This window comes from Pseudotabrizicola alkalilacus, from assembly GCF_003443995.1.
GTDB lineage: Bacteria > Pseudomonadota > Alphaproteobacteria > Rhodobacterales > Rhodobacteraceae > Pseudotabrizicola > Pseudotabrizicola alkalilacus.
In genome coordinates this window covers 1-16319 of record NZ_QWEY01000002.1, presented here as the reverse complement: position 1 = coordinate 16319, position 16319 = coordinate 1, and the positions used below count along the sequence as shown (strand labels likewise).

15 protein-coding genes are annotated in these 16319 nt (G+C 61.3%); 4 read left to right on the top strand and 11 right to left on the bottom strand.

Going from position 1 to position 16319, the window contains the following annotated elements; genetic code table 11:
• Window positions 1-35: 35 nt before the first annotated feature.
• The 5 genes from D1012_RS04020 to D1012_RS04000 form a co-directional block, all read right to left on the bottom strand.
• Window positions 36-1397: an MmgE/PrpD family protein gene (locus tag D1012_RS04020; RefSeq protein ID WP_118150082.1), complete on the bottom strand. Its 1362-nt coding sequence runs from the start codon at window positions 1395-1397 to the stop codon at window positions 36-38.
• Complete coding sequence (locus D1012_RS04015; protein ID WP_118150081.1) at window positions 1394-2620, bottom strand: CaiB/BaiF CoA transferase family protein; 1227 nt, start codon at window positions 2618-2620, stop codon at window positions 1394-1396. Before D1012_RS04015 ends, D1012_RS04020 begins: the two co-directional genes overlap by 4 nt.
• Window positions 2621-2683: 63 nt before the next feature.
• Window positions 2684-3679 (bottom strand): Bug family tripartite tricarboxylate transporter substrate binding protein, encoded by a 996-nt coding sequence (locus D1012_RS04010; RefSeq protein WP_118150080.1) that lies wholly within the window; start codon window positions 3677-3679, stop codon window positions 2684-2686.
• 119 nt (window positions 3680-3798) lie between these two features.
• The gene (locus D1012_RS04005; RefSeq protein WP_118150079.1) at window positions 3799-5295 is read right to left on the bottom strand and encodes a tripartite tricarboxylate transporter permease; all 1497 of its coding nucleotides are present in this window, start codon (window positions 5293-5295) and stop codon (window positions 3799-3801) included.
• A 10-nt stretch (window positions 5296-5305) separates the two neighbouring features.
• Window positions 5306-5809: a tripartite tricarboxylate transporter TctB family protein gene (locus D1012_RS04000; RefSeq protein ID WP_118150078.1), complete on the bottom strand. Its 504-nt coding sequence runs from the start codon at window positions 5807-5809 to the stop codon at window positions 5306-5308.
• Between the two features lie 257 nt (window positions 5810-6066).
• Here D1012_RS04000 and D1012_RS03995 point away from each other — a divergent pair, with 257 nt between their 5' ends.
• From D1012_RS03995 to D1012_RS03985, 3 genes are read left to right on the top strand one after another with little or no spacing between them, the layout of a single operon-like run.
• Window positions 6067-7218, top strand: coding sequence for an acyl-CoA dehydrogenase family protein (locus tag D1012_RS03995; RefSeq protein ID WP_118150077.1), 1152 nt, complete (start codon window positions 6067-6069; stop codon window positions 7216-7218).
• Window positions 7218-8006: an alpha/beta fold hydrolase gene (locus D1012_RS03990; RefSeq protein WP_158569193.1), complete on the top strand. Its 789-nt coding sequence runs from the start codon at window positions 7218-7220 to the stop codon at window positions 8004-8006. The genes D1012_RS03995 and D1012_RS03990 overlap by 1 nt, the downstream gene beginning before the upstream one ends.
• Window positions 8003-9058: an AbrB family transcriptional regulator gene (locus D1012_RS03985; protein ID WP_118150075.1), complete on the top strand. Its 1056-nt coding sequence runs from the start codon at window positions 8003-8005 to the stop codon at window positions 9056-9058. Before D1012_RS03990 ends, D1012_RS03985 begins: the two co-directional genes overlap by 4 nt.
• Before the next feature lie 137 nt (window positions 9059-9195).
• Here D1012_RS03985 and D1012_RS03980 read toward each other — a convergent pair whose 3' ends face one another.
• The 4 genes from D1012_RS03980 to D1012_RS03965 form a co-directional block, all read right to left on the bottom strand.
• Window positions 9196-10281, bottom strand: coding sequence for an ABC transporter ATP-binding protein (locus D1012_RS03980; RefSeq protein ID WP_118150074.1), 1086 nt, complete (start codon window positions 10279-10281; stop codon window positions 9196-9198).
• A 5-nt stretch (window positions 10282-10286) separates the two neighbouring features.
• Window positions 10287-11213 carry a carbohydrate ABC transporter permease gene (locus D1012_RS03975; protein WP_118150073.1) on the bottom strand — a complete coding sequence of 309 codons (927 nt, stop codon included), beginning with the start codon at window positions 11211-11213 and terminating at the stop codon, window positions 10287-10289.
• Window positions 11206-12099 (bottom strand): carbohydrate ABC transporter permease, encoded by an 894-nt coding sequence (locus D1012_RS03970; RefSeq protein WP_118150072.1) that lies wholly within the window; start codon window positions 12097-12099, stop codon window positions 11206-11208. Before D1012_RS03970 ends, D1012_RS03975 begins: the two co-directional genes overlap by 8 nt.
• A gap of 72 nt (window positions 12100-12171) precedes the next feature.
• Entirely contained in the window at window positions 12172-13407 is a 1236-nt protein-coding gene (locus D1012_RS03965) for an ABC transporter substrate-binding protein (RefSeq protein WP_233517013.1), read from the bottom strand.
• 325 nt (window positions 13408-13732) lie between these two features.
• Between D1012_RS03965 and D1012_RS03960 the strand changes: the two genes are divergently transcribed.
• Complete coding sequence (locus tag D1012_RS03960) at window positions 13733-15379, top strand: glycoside hydrolase family 3 protein (RefSeq protein WP_118150070.1); 1647 nt, start codon at window positions 13733-13735, stop codon at window positions 15377-15379.
• Window positions 15380-15437: 58 nt separating this feature from the next.
• Here D1012_RS03960 and D1012_RS03955 read toward each other — a convergent pair whose 3' ends face one another.
• Together D1012_RS03955 and D1012_RS03950 are read right to left on the bottom strand one after the other, a co-directional pair.
• Window positions 15438-16142: an alpha/beta fold hydrolase gene (locus tag D1012_RS03955; RefSeq protein WP_118150069.1), complete on the bottom strand. Its 705-nt coding sequence runs from the start codon at window positions 16140-16142 to the stop codon at window positions 15438-15440.
• Window positions 16139-16319: hypothetical protein (locus D1012_RS03950; RefSeq protein WP_147335625.1), on the bottom strand; the 181-nt coding region annotated here is incomplete at its 5' end. The genes D1012_RS03950 and D1012_RS03955, both read right to left, overlap by 4 nt.

Genomic DNA, 16319 nt, shown 5'->3' with positions numbered 1-16319 from the left:
TGTCTGGTGCTGTTGGCACGGTGGTTCTTTGGGGGTCACGCGGCAGCCGGGGCTGCGATAAGGGCATCTGGCAGGGTGTCGCCGTCGAGAATGATGCGGGCGAGCCGGTCGGCTTCGCCCGTGGCCAGCACCGGGCCGGCCAGTTCGTGGAATTTGACGATCAGCTCATCGGTGCTGGCCGGATCGTCGGGGTCGCCGTGGCGGGTGGGCTGGAAATGGTCGATCTGCCGTCCGTCTTTCAGGCGCAGTTGCAGCCGCGCCATGCGACGGCGCGGATACTCGGCGGCAAGATCTTCGGCGCGGGAAATCGTGATCATCGGCATGAGCGCGCGGATGCGCGGGTCGGCGAGTGCCTGCGGCTCGGTTGCCGCCAGCCGCACGGAGCCAAGGATCATCTGGGCGGCAAGACAATATTGCAGGCTGAACCGCGCCTCTTGCGCCGATTGCGGGTCGGGGCGGTCGCAGATGGTCTTGGTGGGGCCATAACCTTCGACATGGATCGCGGCGATCTGGTCGGGGGTCAGCGCGTGTTGCGCCATCATCGCGGCCAGACCGTCCAGTGCCGGGAAGATATGGCCGCAGCAGCCGTGCAGCTTGACCGTCATCCGAGTGATCGGTGTCCAGTCACCCGCGCCGTAAAAGGCGGCATCCCAATTCCCCGCTCCCGCCCCGGTCGCCAGCGCATAGCCCAGCGGGCCGTGGAGGCTGTCCAGCGCGCCGGTGGCCCCTGCGGCGGCGGTATAGGCGGCCAGCAGGCCCGCATCGGCGGCATGGCCGGGGTGCATGGTCTTGACCATGCTCTGGCCTTGCAGGTTTTGCTGATGGCCACCGGCAAAACTGGTGGAGATTGCGATGGCATGTGCGATCCGGTCACGGTCCAGCCCCAGCAGCATCGCCCCCGCGACGGCAGCCCCGATGGTGCCGACCGTGGCAGTGATGTGCCAGAACTCGTAATGCCCCGGTTGCAGTGCAGAGGCCAGACGGCACCCCGCCTCGTACCCGCCGATCACAGCCCGGTCAAAGGCTTCGCGGGACAGCCCCCTGTCGTGCGCGACGGCCAAAGCGGCAGCGATGGTGGGCGATCCGGGGTGATAGCCGCCGTCGCGATAGATGTCGTCGAATTCAACCGTGTGGCTGGCGGTGCCGTTCAGGAACGCTGCGCGCCGGGGGCTGGTGCGGTCGCCGCCCACATAACAAATCGCCTGCCCGCCGCCTGGTCCGGTGCCCAGATCGGCAGCCGCCATCAGTGTGGCAGGCGCGCGCACCGTGCCGGGCAAGGTGGTGGCGAACCAGTCCAGCGCGGCCTTGCGCACGGCAGTATCCACAGCCTGATCAATCGGCTTGGTGTACCAGTCGGCGGCCAGCCCGGCGAGACGGATGAGCGGGTTGTCGGTCACTCTGCCGCCTCCGTCCGAGCGGCCCGAGCTTGACGTGCGACACCCGATTGCAGCATTGCCTCGATCTCGGCCTCGGTCATCCCGATCTCACGCAACAGTTCTGTGGTCTGCGCCCCCACGGCTTGCGGGGCAAATGCGGTGCCGGTGTCAGAGTCCGACATGCGGAAGGCGGAAGACAGGATTTGCAGCCCGTCCACATGCCCTGCCGGATCGCTGACCCGCTGAATCTGGCCGCGTGCTGCGGTTTGCTGGTCCGACAGCGCCTCTTCCATCCGGCGCACGCGGGCGGCGGGAATACGGCGTTCATTCAGGAACTGTTCCCAGTAATCTGCCGTCATGGTCGCAAAAATCTCGGTCAGCGCTTCGCGTTCCTCGGCGGCCATATCGATACGGTCGAAATTGTTGGTCTTGACCAGGTCTTCGCGGCCCAGAGCAATCCACAACCGGCGCTGCTGGCGCAAGTTGGATGCCGCAACCATCAGCGGCGCATCTGATGCCTGATACATGCCTATGGTGGCAAAGGCATAGCTGTTCCCCCTGGCCTTCGGGTGTTTGCCCGAGTGCAGGAAATCGGTCACATGCGAGGTCTGCAGCGTCAGCGCCACCTCCAGCATCGAAACGTCAATATGTTGGCCCTTGCCGCCATTCTGGCTGCGCTGAAACAGAGCGGTGGCAATGGCAAAGGCGGCGGTCATGCCGGTGGAATAGTCGATCACCGGCGCGCCGCATTTCAGCGGATTGCCATCTCCGGTGCCGGTCACATCCATGATACCGGAATAGGACTGGATGACATTGTCATAGCCGGTGGCGCTGCGTTTCGGCCCGGTGCCACCAAAGGCGGAGATCGAGCAATAGATCAGTCCCGGATTGATCGCGGCCAGATCGGCATAGCCCAGACCCAGCGCCTCGAACGCGCCGGAGCGGTAGTTTTCGACAAAGACATCGGCAGTGGCTGCCAGCCGTTTCAGCGCCTCGCGTCCCGACGGAGTTTTCAGGTCCAGCGCCAGGGCCTTTTTGCCTGCCGATTGCGACAAGAAAGCAGCGCCCATTTCCTGACGCACCAGATCCCGGTCAGCGCCCTGAAACCGGGCCTGATCCGGATCGTTCGGGCTTTCGATCTTGATCACCTCGGCCCCGAGCAGAGCCAACTGATAACTTGCGAAAGGACCCGCCAGGACATGGGTGGTGTCGATCACTCTGAGGCCGGAGAATGCAGATGTCATGGCGGAGTCCTGGTGCTTTCGAAGGGTGTTACCCGCCGCAGACCATGCGGCGGGATCGGTGGGTTACTGAGACAGCAGATTGGCGGCTTTCAACTGCGCCTCTGCAATCGTCAGGATGCGCTCCACAAAGGCGGTGTATTCGGCCGGCCCATGGGTGCCATCCTCAACGCCCGCGCTACGGGCATAGGTCTGGTAGGTGTCAGCTTCCATCGCGGTGAAAATCGCATCGGCAATCTGCTGTTGCAGCGCCGGGTCAATATCTTTGGGCCCAAAGACACCGCGAACCTGAAGCCAGCTGGTATCCACATTATAGCCCTGCTCGCCAAAGGTCTGCATATCCGGCACGCTGGACAGGCGGTCATCGCCCAGAACGCCAATGCCCTTGAGGCGATCCGCCTCGAAGAATTCGATCACCGGGCCAAGGTTGGCAACGCCGGCATCGACATGCCCCCCCATGACGGCCGCGATGATGTCAGGGGTCGATTCAAAGGCAACCCAGTTGAAGACAACGCCTGCCTCTTGCTCCAGCATGGTCATGCCCAGATGCTGCATCGACCCGACCGGACCAAAGCCTCCGATATTCACCTGACCCGGCTTGCTCCGCGCAAGTTCGACCAGATCGGTGATGCTGGTGACTGCAGAGTCTTTTTCTGAAAAGACCAGAATCGGATCGACCTGCATCAGGGCGATCCATGCAAAATCATCTGCGCTAAACACCCCATCGAGGTTGGTCAGAAACGCGGTAAAATGGCTGACCGTATTGACCCCCAGCGTCAAACCATCCGGCTTTGCCGCGCGGACTTTGGCCATCTGTGTCGCCCCGCCGCCGCCGGGAGCGTTTTCAACCACCAGCGTCTGGCCGATCATCGGCTCGAGCGAATGTGCAAGGGCTCGCACCATCACATCGGTGCCGCCGCCCGGCTTGGTATGCATCACAAAGCTGACCGGACCAGTCGGTTTCCAGCCGTCATCCGCCGCTACCGGCCCCGCAAATCCGAGACCCAGCGCAGCCACGCAGGCTGCCGCTGAAACTGTCGTCCTGAAGTTCCAGACTGTCATGTATCGTTCCTCCCTTTTGGATGCGACCAGACCGGCCACTCTCACCTTGTTCAGTGTCGGGTTTTGGAATGGCGGCGTGAACTGAGTGTTGATCAGGTCACGCCGCACGTTTCGTTTGGTCAGGCCGCGCGCCGCTTGCGGACAAAGCCTTGCAGCGCTCCGAATGCGGGCAGCAGAAAGGCCAACGCGGCCATTGCCAGCAGGATCCCGGTCAGCGGTGACGAGTAGAACACCGCCCAGTCGCCCTGTGTGGTGATCAATGCGCGGCGGAAGTTGATCTCCATCATCTCGCCCAGCACCAGAGCCAGAATGACCGGCGCCAGCGGAAAATCGAGCTTGCGCAGCACATAGCCAACCAGACCCGCCGCAACCATGACATAGACGGGGAACATCGAATTGCTGGAGGCATAGGCTCCGACAAAGCAGATGCCCGCCACAATGGCGGCAATCGCCGGGCGTGGAATGTCGGCCACCTTGGCCCAGACCCGCGCGCCGGCCAAACCCAGGAACATCATCACCGGCACCCCGACCCAGAGCGAGGCAAAGATGGTATACGGAATCTCGGGCGATTTGGTGAACAACAGCGGGCCGGGCTGAATGCCCTGCACCATCAGCGCCCCGATCATCACCGCCGCCGTGGCCGAGCCGGGGATGCCAAGCGCCAGCAACGGGGCCAGCGAGCCGGGCACCGCAGCGTTGTTCGCCGCCTCCGACGATGACAAGCCTTCCAGCGAGCCCTTGCCGAATTGTTCGGGGGTTTTCGACATCTTCTTGCTGATGGCATAGGATAGGAATGCTGCAATTGACGGTCCCGCCCCCGGAATGACGCCGATGACATAACCAATGAGCGAGCTGCGAGCGATCACCGTCTTGAGGCCGAACAGCGTCGACATGGGCACCGCCAACAGTTTCTTGATCGGTGCGCTTTTGGTTTTGGCCGCCGCGCCATCCTCGATCATCACCAGCACTTCGGTCAGCGCGTAAAGGCCGAGCAGGATCGGCACCAAGGGCAGACCCTCAAAGAAATCGGGGTTGCCGCCGGTGAAACGGGGCACGCCGGTCTGCACATCCAGCCCGACCGTCGCCAGCGCAAGGCCAATGAACATGGCAATCGCGCCCTTGACCGGCGAGCCGGTGGACAGACCCGATACAAGGCTGAGACCGACCAGCGCCAGCGCGAAATACTCGCCCGGACCGAACTTCAGCGCGAATTCTGACAATGGCACGGCGGTCGCTACCAGAAACAGCGTCGAGACAACGATGCCCATACCCGACGAGACGATCGAAACGGTCAGCGCCTCCCCTGCCCTGCCCGATTTGGTCAGCGGATAGCCGTCCCATGCGGTGGCGACCGCCGCAGCCGTGCCGGGGGAATTGATCAGGATGGCAGAAATCGCCCCGCCATATTCAGCAGCCACATAAAGCGCCACCAAACCGACGATGGAAACCACCGGGTCCATTCCATACGTAAAGGGGATCAACAGCGCGATGCCGAGGCTGGGGCCAAGACCGGGAATGGCCCCGATCAGATATCCGGCAAAGGCACCGAAAAACACCGCCGCCCAGACCATCGGATCGGCAAAGGAGGCAAAACCGAGCGCAAGATTCTCAAACATTCTGACCTCCTCAGGGCAGTTTGACGCCAAGCGCCAGGACAAAGACTGCGTAAATGAAGGCGGTGAGGGCGACAGGAACACCGACAAGGTGCATTGGTCGCCGTTCGCCACAGGCCAGCAGGATTGCCAATGAGAAGCCGCCAACGCAGACAATGGCCCCAATCCTGTCAAACAGGATCGCTTGACCCACCAGCAGCGCCATTGTCATCACCACAAACAGCGGACGCTGAATGACCAGACTGGCCCGCCTGCGGGTCACGACATGGCGGAAAATGATGATGCCCAGCAGCAGCAGCAGCGCCGCAATCGCGATCAACGCCAGCAGACCGGGAAACCCGCCTGCCCCGATGTCGGCCGCATTCAGCGGACGGCGCAAGGCATTGGCGTGTTGCAGATAGATCCAGAACACCCATAGCAAGATTCCGCTTCCCGCCAGATCGCAAAGCCACATCGCCAAGCGCAGTTCATTCAGTTCGAGCCGCGATGTGCGACCCCGCTCTTTACTTTCAGCCATGAAGTCCTCCTCCCACGTCTGGCCTACGAAAAGCCCCAGACGGTCCGGTGGCAGTTTCGGTGTTGCATGTCTTTCATTGAACTAACGAATAGTTGGGCAAGACCTGCACTCCTATCCGTCACGCCGTTTCCCGCAGTGTCTGGACGGTCTTGCTGCTCTGCGCCAACCGATACTCAGCCGCTGCCAAACTATCGGTCAGTTCATCCTGCACGGTCGACTGCCTAGGGTTGGGCATCCGCTGTTGAAAGGTTTGCCCCATGGATTTTGCGCTAACCGATGAACAGACCATGTTCCGCGACACGGTGCGCCGCTTCGCCCAGACCGAGTTGGCCCCGCACGCCGCGCGCCGCGCGGGTGAACAAGGATACCCCTGGGATGTGGCGGCACGGATGGCGGAACTGGGCCTATTGGGGATTACGCTGCCCGAGACAGATGGTGGGCTTGGCGGCACGCTGGTTGATGCGATCATCGCGATTCAGGAAGTGGCCGAAGCCTGCCCGCGCAGCGGCGATGTGATGCAGGCGGGCAACTTCGGGGCCGTGCGCACCTTTGCCGAATATGCCACCCCAGAGCAAAAGACCCGTTATCTGGGTCCGATCCTCGCCGGGCGCGCGGTGATCTCGCTCGGCATGACCGAACCCGAGGCCGGATCGGCGGTTACCGAACTTTCGACCAGTGCAACGGCGGATGGCGAGGACTTCATCATCAACGGCACCAAGATCTTTGGCACCCATAGCGCCGAAGCCGGGGTGTTTCTGGTTTATGTCCGTTTCGGACCGGGACTGGACGGCATCGGCTCGGTGCTGATCGAAAAGAGCACGCCAGGCTTAATCGTGGGCCAGCCCACCGCTTTCATGAATGGCGAGGACTGGGCGCAGCTTTACTTTGACAATCTGCGCATCCCGAAGGCAAACGTGCTGCTGGGACCCGGCGGATTTCGCAGGCAGATCATGGGATTCAATGTAGAACGACTTGGCAATGCCGCGCGAGCGGTCGCGGTGGGGCGCCATGCCTTCACCCTTGCCCGCGAACATGCGCTGATACGCAAGCAATTTGGGCGGGCACTATGCGAATTTCAGGGACTGCAATGGAAGTTCGCCGATATGACGCTGCGGCTGGAGAGTGCCCAATTGCTGCTGATGCGGGCGGCGGTGAACGCGGGTGGCGGCCTGCCCTCGGCACAGGAGACGGCAATTGCGAAACTCGCCTGCAACGAAGCCGGGTTTCATGCCGCCAATGAGGCGCTTCAGATCATGGGCGCACTCGGGTTCTCCGAGGACAGCACCGCACAATACTGCCTGCGCCGGACGCGTGGCTGGATGATCGCAGGCGGGTCGGTCGAGATACTAAAAAACCGCATCGCCGAAGGCATCTTTGGCCGCAGCTTTTCGCAGCGGACCGGAGCATGATGACAGCGCCGCCTCTTTCAGCGATGGTCGATCCCGACAACGGCCTGCCCGCCCTGTTGCTGATTCATGGCATGCTATCTAGCAGCCTGCACTGGCAGCCCAACACTGCGTTGTCACAGCATTTCCGGCTGGTCCGCGTTGATCTGCCGGGTCATGGCGCATCAGCGCCACCCCGGACGCCGGAGGAGGCGCAACCCGGGGCCATCGTGGCCCAATTTGAAAGCTTGCGCGAAACATTGGGCATTGCGGCCTGGCATGTATGCGGCGCAAGTTTCGGGGCCGGGCTTGCCTTGCGCTATGCGATCGACCATCCCGCCGCCTGCCAGCGCATCAGCTTTACCAACGGCAGTGCCGCCCTGCGGGACAGCTGGAGCGATGATGAGTTGCAGGCGCAGATCCGCCTTGCCGCCCACATCCGTGACAAGGGGGACGCCGCTGTGCTTGCCATGCCTTATCACCCCGCCCATGCCCGCCGCTTTCCGCCGGAATTTCGCGCAGCACTTGTCGCAGAAGCAGCACGGATCACTCCGGAAACCGTCGCGCTGTTTCAACAAGTGGCGCTGCCGTGCCTGACCCAGCGCCATCGGCTTGGTGCATTGCGCCGCCCCTGCCTGCTGATCAACGGCCTCTATGAACACCGGTTTCAGCCGTTGCGGAACTGGCTGTCAGAGGCGCATCCGGCGATTGGCATTGTGGACTTACCCGGCGGGCATTCGGTCAACATCGAATGCCCTGCAGCTTTTGATGCAGCCCTGACCGACTTTCTGCACGGGCTGAAACCTGAATGATCGGGTTCGCACAAAAGGCCGCCTACTTTGCAGCGCTTTATGCTGCATCGGCAGCGGCTGGTTGGGGGTTCATGGCCTTGGGCCTGCCTCTGCCCTGGATGCTCGGGCCTCTGCTGCTGGCTGCGGCCGTCTATATCAGCGGTCTGGGGCGGCTCAAAGTGCCGCTGCGCACGCGGCCCTTTGGCCAGATGACCGTCGCGGCACAGGTGGGCCTGACCTTTACACCCGCAGCTTTTGCGTCGTTGCTGGACCTCGCGCCGATGATCGTGGGGCTGGCGCTGGTCAGTGGGGTGCTCGCCAGTCTGGTGGCAGTCGCACTGGCACGATGCACCGATATGCGTCTGGCGCAGGCATTTGTCAGCACCTTTCCTACCAGCCCAGTCGAGGCTGCAGTCATTGCCGAACGCTTTGGGATAGCCACCGCCCCGGTTGTTCTGGCGCAGACCCTGCGGATTGCGATGATCGTCTTTCTGATACCGATCTCAATCTATCTGATCGACGGCATACCCGACCGCAGCGCCACCGGGATGCCCCAGGGCTTCAGCCTCGGCCATCTGACATTGGGGGCGCTTGCCATCGGGGGCGCGCTGCTGTTTCGCCTGCTTCGGCTGGCCAATCCCTTTTTCCTTGGCCCGTTGGCGGCGTCGGCAGCGGTCGCGGCCTTTGGCGTGACTTTGCCTTCTCTTCCGCCCCTGGTCATGGCTTTGGCCCAGATTGCGCTTGGCACATGGCTGGGCAGCACCTTTCGGCGCGAGTTGTTCACCTCTGGCAACGGGCACATTCTGGCCACGTCACTCGCCGCTCTGACACTTCTGATGCTCATTTCCGGTGCCGCCCTCACCATGGCTTATCTGGGAGGCTACGACTGGGAGGCGCTGGTGCTGGGCTCTGCCCCCGGTGGGGTGACAGAGATGGCATTGACCGCCAAGTTTCTCGGAACCGAGGTTGCGCTTGTCACCGCAATTCAACTGGTTCGCATCTTTCTGTTCATTCCGAACCTTCCATGGATCGTGCACCTGATCGCCCGGTCAGAGGCGCGCCGGAATGCCTGACAGTGCCAAAGGAACGCCCGACCATTTCACCTTCGTCGCGTTGGACGCCGCGGGCAAACCTGTTCCGGTAAAACCGGCGGAGCAGGACCGACCAAGATCACGGTCAGGTGCGGCGACACTGCATCGCCGCGCCCTTATTATACCCGAAGCTCATCGGACTTGTCGAAGATCGAGGCCAACTTGGGGTCAAGACCGACCCGCACAACATCGCCTGCCTCGATCCGGGCCTGCCCGTCCATCCGCAGCTTGAATGGCGTGCCGAAAAGCGTGCTCCAGACCAGGGTTTCTGCCCCCATCGGTTCGACAAGTTCGGCAATCAGATCGACCTGAACCGGGGCGCTGTTTGCGGCATCGCCGGTCGCGAGGTTTTCCGGGCGGATGCCGAACCAGACCGGGCCGGTGTGACCGTGGCGTTCAAAATCATAATGTTCCAGCGGGATCGCCAGATCGCCTGCCCGCGCAATTAGCGGCTCACGCGGATCAATCACCGCGTCAAGGAAGTTCATCGCGGGCGATCCGATGAAATCGGCGACATATTTATGGGCGGGGCGGTTGTAGATTTCCTTTGGCGCGGCCAGTTGCAGCACCACACCGCCCCGCATGATCGCAATGCGATCGGCCAGAGTCATCGCTTCCACCTGATCATGTGTCACATAGATCATGGTATTGCCAAGACGCTGGTGCAGACGCTTGATTTCGACCCGGAGTTCGGCGCGCAGTTTGGCATCAAGGTTGGACAGGGGCTCATCAAACAGGAACACATCGACATCGCGCACCAGAGCGCGGCCGATAGCGACCCGCTGACGCTGGCCTCCCGAAAGCGCAGCCGGTTTGCGGGACAAGAGCGGCTGGATCTGAAGCATATCGGACGCCTTGGCGACGCGGCGCTTGATTTCATCCTTTGGCACCTTGGCATTGCGCAGGCCAAAGGTCAGGTTCCCCTCCACCGTCATCTGCGGATAAAGCGCGTAAGACTGGAACACCATGCCGATGCCACGCTCGGACGGTTCGGCCCATGTCACGTTCTGACCATTGATGAAGATACTGCCATCGGTCGGTTCCAGCAGTCCGGCGATACAGTTCAGCAAGGTGGACTTACCGCAGCCGGACGAACCGAGCAGCACCAGGAATTCGCCCTTGCCGATGTCGAGATCCAGATCCTTGAGTACGGCAACAGGGCCATACTCAAGCCGGAGGTTCTTGATGGAGACGTTGGATTGCATGTTTATCAACCTTTCACCGCGCCAGCGGCGATCCCGCGCACGAAGAGCTTGCCAGAGATGAGATAGATGGTCAGAGGCACCAGCGCCGAAAGCAGGGTGGCCGCCATGTTGACGTTGTATTCCTTGACCCCCTGCACCGAGTTGACGATGTTGTTCAGCTGCACTGTCATGGGGTAGTTGGTGGGCCGGCTGAAGATCACCCCGAACAGGAAATCGTTCCAGATCGCGGTGGTTTGCAGGATGACAGCAACCACCAGAATGGGCAGCGCCATCGGCAGCATGATGCGGAAATAGATTGCCCAGAACCCTGCGCCATCGACGCGCGCAGCCTTGAACAACTCCTCGGGCACCGAGGAAAAGTAGTTGCGGAACAGCAGGGTCAGGATCGGCATGCCAAAGATGGTATGCACCAGCACCAGCCCGGACAGATCGCCGTAAATGCCGATTTCCCGCAGCAGGATCACCATCGGGTAGATCATCACCTGATAGGGGATAAAGGCCCCGATGATCAGGATGGTGAAGAACACATTGGCCCCCTTGAAGCGCCAGAGCGACAGGGCGTAGCCATTGACCGAGGCGATGGCGATGGAAAAGAACACCGACGGCACGGTGATCTTCACCGAGTTCCAGAAGCCGCGCGACAGGCCGTCACAGTTCAGCCCGGTGCAGACGGTGGACCATGCCTTGACCCATGGCTCAAACGTGATCTCGGTTGGCGGGGCAAAGATGTTGCCCAATGCGATTTCGGGCATCCCCTTGAGAGAGGTCACCATCATCACATAGAGCGGCAGCAGATAATACAGCGCCAGCACGGCCAGCAGGCTGTAGATGATAATATTGCGTTGCGAAAACCGCTTGCGGGGTCGGGGACCAGCCGCGTCGGCGGGCCAGATTCGGCGAGGTGTGGTGTGGGTGAAGGTTGCGTCAGCCATTTTTCTTGCCCCCGAATTCCAGATAGGCCCATGGGATGATCACAAAGATCACGGCGACCAGCATCATGGTCGAGGCGGCAAAGCCCTGCGCCAGATTTTGTGAGACGAACATGGCGTCGAATACGAACTTGGCAGGTACTTCGGACGCGATGCCGGGGCCGCCGCCGGTCTGGGCGATGATCAGATCATACAGCTTGATGATGCCTGCGGTGACCAACACAAGGGTTGTGACCAGAACCGGGCGCATCATCGGGATGACGATGAAGAGATAGGTTTTCCATGCGGGGATGCCATCAACCCGGCTGGCCTTCCACACGTCTTCGTCGATGCCGCGCAGACCGGCGAGCATCAGGCACATGACCAGCCCGCTGCCATGCCAGAGTCCGGCGATCAGCACGCCGTAGATGACAAGGTTGGGATCATAAAGCGGATCGAGGGTAAAGCTGGTGAAGCCAAGGCTGCGCACCGCCTTTTGCAGCCCGTATTCCGGGTCCAGAAGCCACTGCCAGACCAGTCCGGTGACGATGAAGCTGACCGCGTAGGGATAAAGAAAGATCGTGCGGAAGCCGTCTTCGAACCGGATACGCTGATCGAGGAGGGCGGCAAGCAGAAATCCCAGCACAAGGGAAAGCACCAGCATCAGGAAGCCGTAGATCGCCAGATTCTCGATGGAAACCAGCCAGCGGCGCGTGGACCAGAGCCGTTCGTACTGCTCAAAGCCCACCCATTCCGACCGGGGCAACATGCGGGAATTGGTGAAGGAAAAGATCACTGTCCAGAGCGTGAAGCCAAAGAAGACAACCACGGCTGTCAGCATCATTGGCACGGCGGCGATCTTGGCATTCAGGTTCTTCAATAGCCGTGACGGCCTTACGGTGTGGGCCATGGAATGTTTCCCTGTTCAAAAGGCTGGGAGAACGGGGCTGCAATATGCGGCCCCGCTTCGTGTCACACGGGTTCAGTCAGCGGTCGCGATGATTTTGGCGAACTCTTCTTGCGCTTCTTCGGGCGTGAAGCTGGTGTCGCTGAAGAATTCGACCACCAGATCAGTAACCCGCCCCAGCGTGTCCGGTGAGACGAGCGTATTGACGCTTTCGATCACATTGCCGGAACTGAGGATTTCAAGTCCGCGCTTCATGCAGGGCGAGACGCCGGAAATGTCCACGTCAGACCGGACCGGCAGCGCTCCCTTGGCACGATTGAACTCGACCTGCACTTCAGGTGAGAGCAACACATTGGCCAGCGCGTCCTGCGCCTCAACAGTGCCGGCATCAGAGCTGACGGGGAAGAAGAAGGCATCGCCGGTGGCGGTGATGTATTCATGCACGCCCAGACCGGGCAGGCAGGCGATGTCGGTGCCGATCACCTTGCCCGCCTGTTCGAATTCCCCCTGAACCCAGTCGCCCATGATCTGCCCTGCGGCAGCGCCGTCGGTGACCATGCGCGCAGCGAGGTTCCATTCCTGCACATTCGAGCCGACCATCATGTCGCGGGCATGAACCGCGGCGGCAAAGACTTCGGCAACCTCCGGTCCTGCGGCAAACTCGGCGTCATGATCGCGGTAAACCCGCAGATAGGTTTCCGGGCCACCCAGACCGACCATCAGCACGTTGAAGGTGACTTGTTGCTGCCAGGCCTGACGGCCCTGTGCCAGCGGCACGATCCCCAACTCGCGCAGTTTGGGCGCGGCGGCGACAAACTCTGGCCAGTTGGTGGGAACCGCGAGCCCATTGTCGAGAAAGACGCTGGTATTCAGCCACAGCCATTGCTGCGAATGGATGTTGGACGGCACGCAGTAGAGCTTGCTCTCAGAGGTGCAGCTGTCGAGCAGCGAGGGCGGGAAAATCACTTCACGCCAGCCACCTGCATCAGCCAATGCCGTCACATCGCGGATATAGCCTGCCTCAATCAACTCATTCATTGCGTTGGAATGCGTGAATTGTGTGGCCCCCATCGGGTCGCCGCCGGTGATACGGCTGGAAATCAGTGGACGGGCGACGCCGCCCGCCCCGGCGATGGCCCCGTCAATCCAGTTGTGGCCAGTCTTCTCAAACGCCTCCGCAATCACGCGGATTGCCGCAGCTTCGGCACCTGCGGTCCACCAATGCGTAACCTCCAGATCAGCAGCTTGGGCGGCGTGAAAAGGACCAGCGGCCATCGCCAGTCCCAGCAGCATCGGGCAAACTTTCTGCATGTCGTCTCTCCGTGTTGGACGGTCATTCGTATGTGATCTTGATCAATCATTGCTTGATGATTGATCGAAAGTGATCAGGTCAAACTTTCCAGTCAATGTAGTCAAGGTTAGGCCAGTAAGGACAAATTGTTTAATGATTTGAAATCATGCGATAAAAACTCACGTTAGCGCCAACATTTAGATAGTTCTCCTGGCATCTGCAATCATGTGTATGGATACACAACTGGGAATGTGATGCTCTGCGATGGATCATTGTACTGATTCCGCCCATTGGCGATTCACCGTCAGATCAATCCTTCGAACCTGCAGACGGGAAAGGGACAGAATGAGCTACGCCTTGTCAGATGATCAGCTTCGCGGCGCCCCGTTTCATCTGGATGCACAAGCCCTGAACTGGGTGAAGGAGACCTTTGCGCGGCTGGATGAGCCGGCAAAGCTGTGCCAGATCCTGATACCGATGTGCCGCGATCTTTCTGAGGATGCGACCCGGCAGCTGGCGCAGCGCGGCTTTGGCGGGGTTCACCGTTTTCCCAGCTTTTCCGAAGATGAACTGCGCGGATCGGCACAAATCCTGACCGAGGGTGCGCTTGTTCCACCGCTGCTGACGGCAGACCTCGAACTGTCGGAGAAGGCGAGCGTCAAGGCGGGAACCCTCTTTCCCAACCAGATGACCGTCGCGGCAACATCCGACCCGCAAAACGCCTTGCGGATGGGCGCGCTCGCCGCGCGGGAGGCGGGGTATCTGGGCTTCCATCTGTCATGGACGCCGGTTGCCGATCTGCCGCTGAACCCGCGGTCAAACGTGGTCAACACGCGCAGCTTTTCGGCCGATTGCGATAAGACGATCACCTTTATGTCGGCCTATATTGACGGGATGCACGCCAATGGCATGGCGGCCTGTGTCAAGCATTTTCCCGGCGACGGACTGGATGACCGCGACCAGCATTTTGTAACAACCACCAATCCCATGGAGATGCCCGCGTGGCACAACAGCTTTGGCCGGATCTTCAGAGCCGCGATTGCGCGCGATGTGCGGGTGATCATGGCGGGGCATATCCGACTACCTGCGCATGACCCATCCGGTCTGCCCGCCTCGCAGAGCGCGCCGCTGTTGCAGGGGCTTTTGCGCGACGGGTTGGGGTATAACGGGGCAATCGTGTCGGATGCGACTCTGATGAACGGGTTTCGGTCCCAAGGGCCGCGCAGCCAGATCGTGCCGCAATGTATCGAAGCTGGCTGCGATATCCTGCTGTTTCCGCTGAACATTGACGAGGATCTGGCGCATCTGGCGGCCGGGCTGAAAAGCGAATTGCTGAGCCCGCGGCGGCTGGATGAAGCGGTGCTGCGCATTCTGGCGCTGAAAGCGTCGCTGGGTCTGCATCGCGATGCGGGCCTGCCCGGACCGGAGCGGCGGGCAGAGTTGCTGGGGACAGACGAACACCGGAAATGGACGCAGGAGGTGGTTCAGGGGGCAGTGACTTTGCTGCGCGACCGACTGCAACTGTTACCGCTTGATCCTCGGCGGCACCGGCGCATACTGCTGGCAGAGGCAACCGGGCGGCGCAGCCCGTCTTCCCCCCTGCCCGATCTGGAGATCGCCGCGCTGCTGGAAGCAGAGGGATTTGTCATCACACGTTTGCAGCCCGGTGCCGCGATTGACGCGTCGGCGCATGATGTCGGCCTGTATCTGATGGCCGAAGAAGGGTTGTCGGGCAAAGAACATCTCGGCCCGCAATGGGAGCGGCTGCACGGCGCGTTTCCGGCCAGTATGGAGCGGTTGTGGCATTATCTGCCGACGGTCTATGTCTCGCTCGGCACACCGTTTTTACCCTGTCACATGCCGGATTGTCCGACCTTTGTGAACGCATATTCGCCCATAAAGCCGATGCAGCAAGCGGTGGTCGCGGCGCTCTGTGGGCGGATCGGTTTTGCCGGGATCAGTCCGGCAGATGTGACGGGTGGGATGGGCTGAGGACCATCCCCCCTCCCCGGTCCCGACGTTTGGCCCGCCGGAGCCGGGGGATTGTGCGTTAACTCAGTTGCCGGCGCATCAGCCAGTCATCAATCACCTGCGCAACCTCGGCTGGTTTTTCAAAGGTCAGCAGATGGCCGCCGCCAGGCACGATCTGCGATTCAGCATCGGGCAAGGCGCGGGCAATTTCGGCATGAACCGCTTCGGTTGACAGATGATCTTCAGAGCCAGTGATCAGAAGCGTCGGAAATGTGAACTGCGGCAGATAGGCCAGCGCATCGGGGCGGTGCAGCAGCGCAAGGTTCTGGCGGGCGTGAACCTCGGGCGGGCAGTCTTCAACCATCTGACGGATGGCGCTGAGCAGGCCGACGTTCTCGGCGCCCGCCTTTGACACCACCTTTGGCGCCCAATGGCGGGCGTAGGCCGCCATTCCGGCGTTTGCTTCGGCGATGCGGGCGTAGCGCTTTTCCGACTCGCCCGGCGCGGCGGGTTCGGCAGCGGTACTGCTGAGCACCATGGCACGGATACGACCGGGGGCCTGCCGTCCCATTTCCATCGCGACGCGGCCGCCCATCGAGTGCGCCATGATGACAAGATCGCCCTCGGTCGCGCCCAAGGCCCGCGCAGCCATCGCCGCAAGCGCTTCGTCACTGGCGGTATCAGCGACATGAACAGACTGAAATTGATGCGTCATGGCGGCAATCACGCCCTGCCAGGTGCGGTGATCAGACATGATGCCGGGAACGGCCACCAGGGTTGTCATTCGGAATATCTCCTTTGTGTCAGGTCGGTCTGACCCTTTGCCGCCATGTACATCGGCCCACCTTTGTGACGTGGAAACCCAAAGCCGGTGACCATGACAACATCAATATCACCTGCGCTTTCTGCGATGCCTTCTTTCAACAGCGCCTGACCTTCGGTCTGCATGATGCGCAGGATC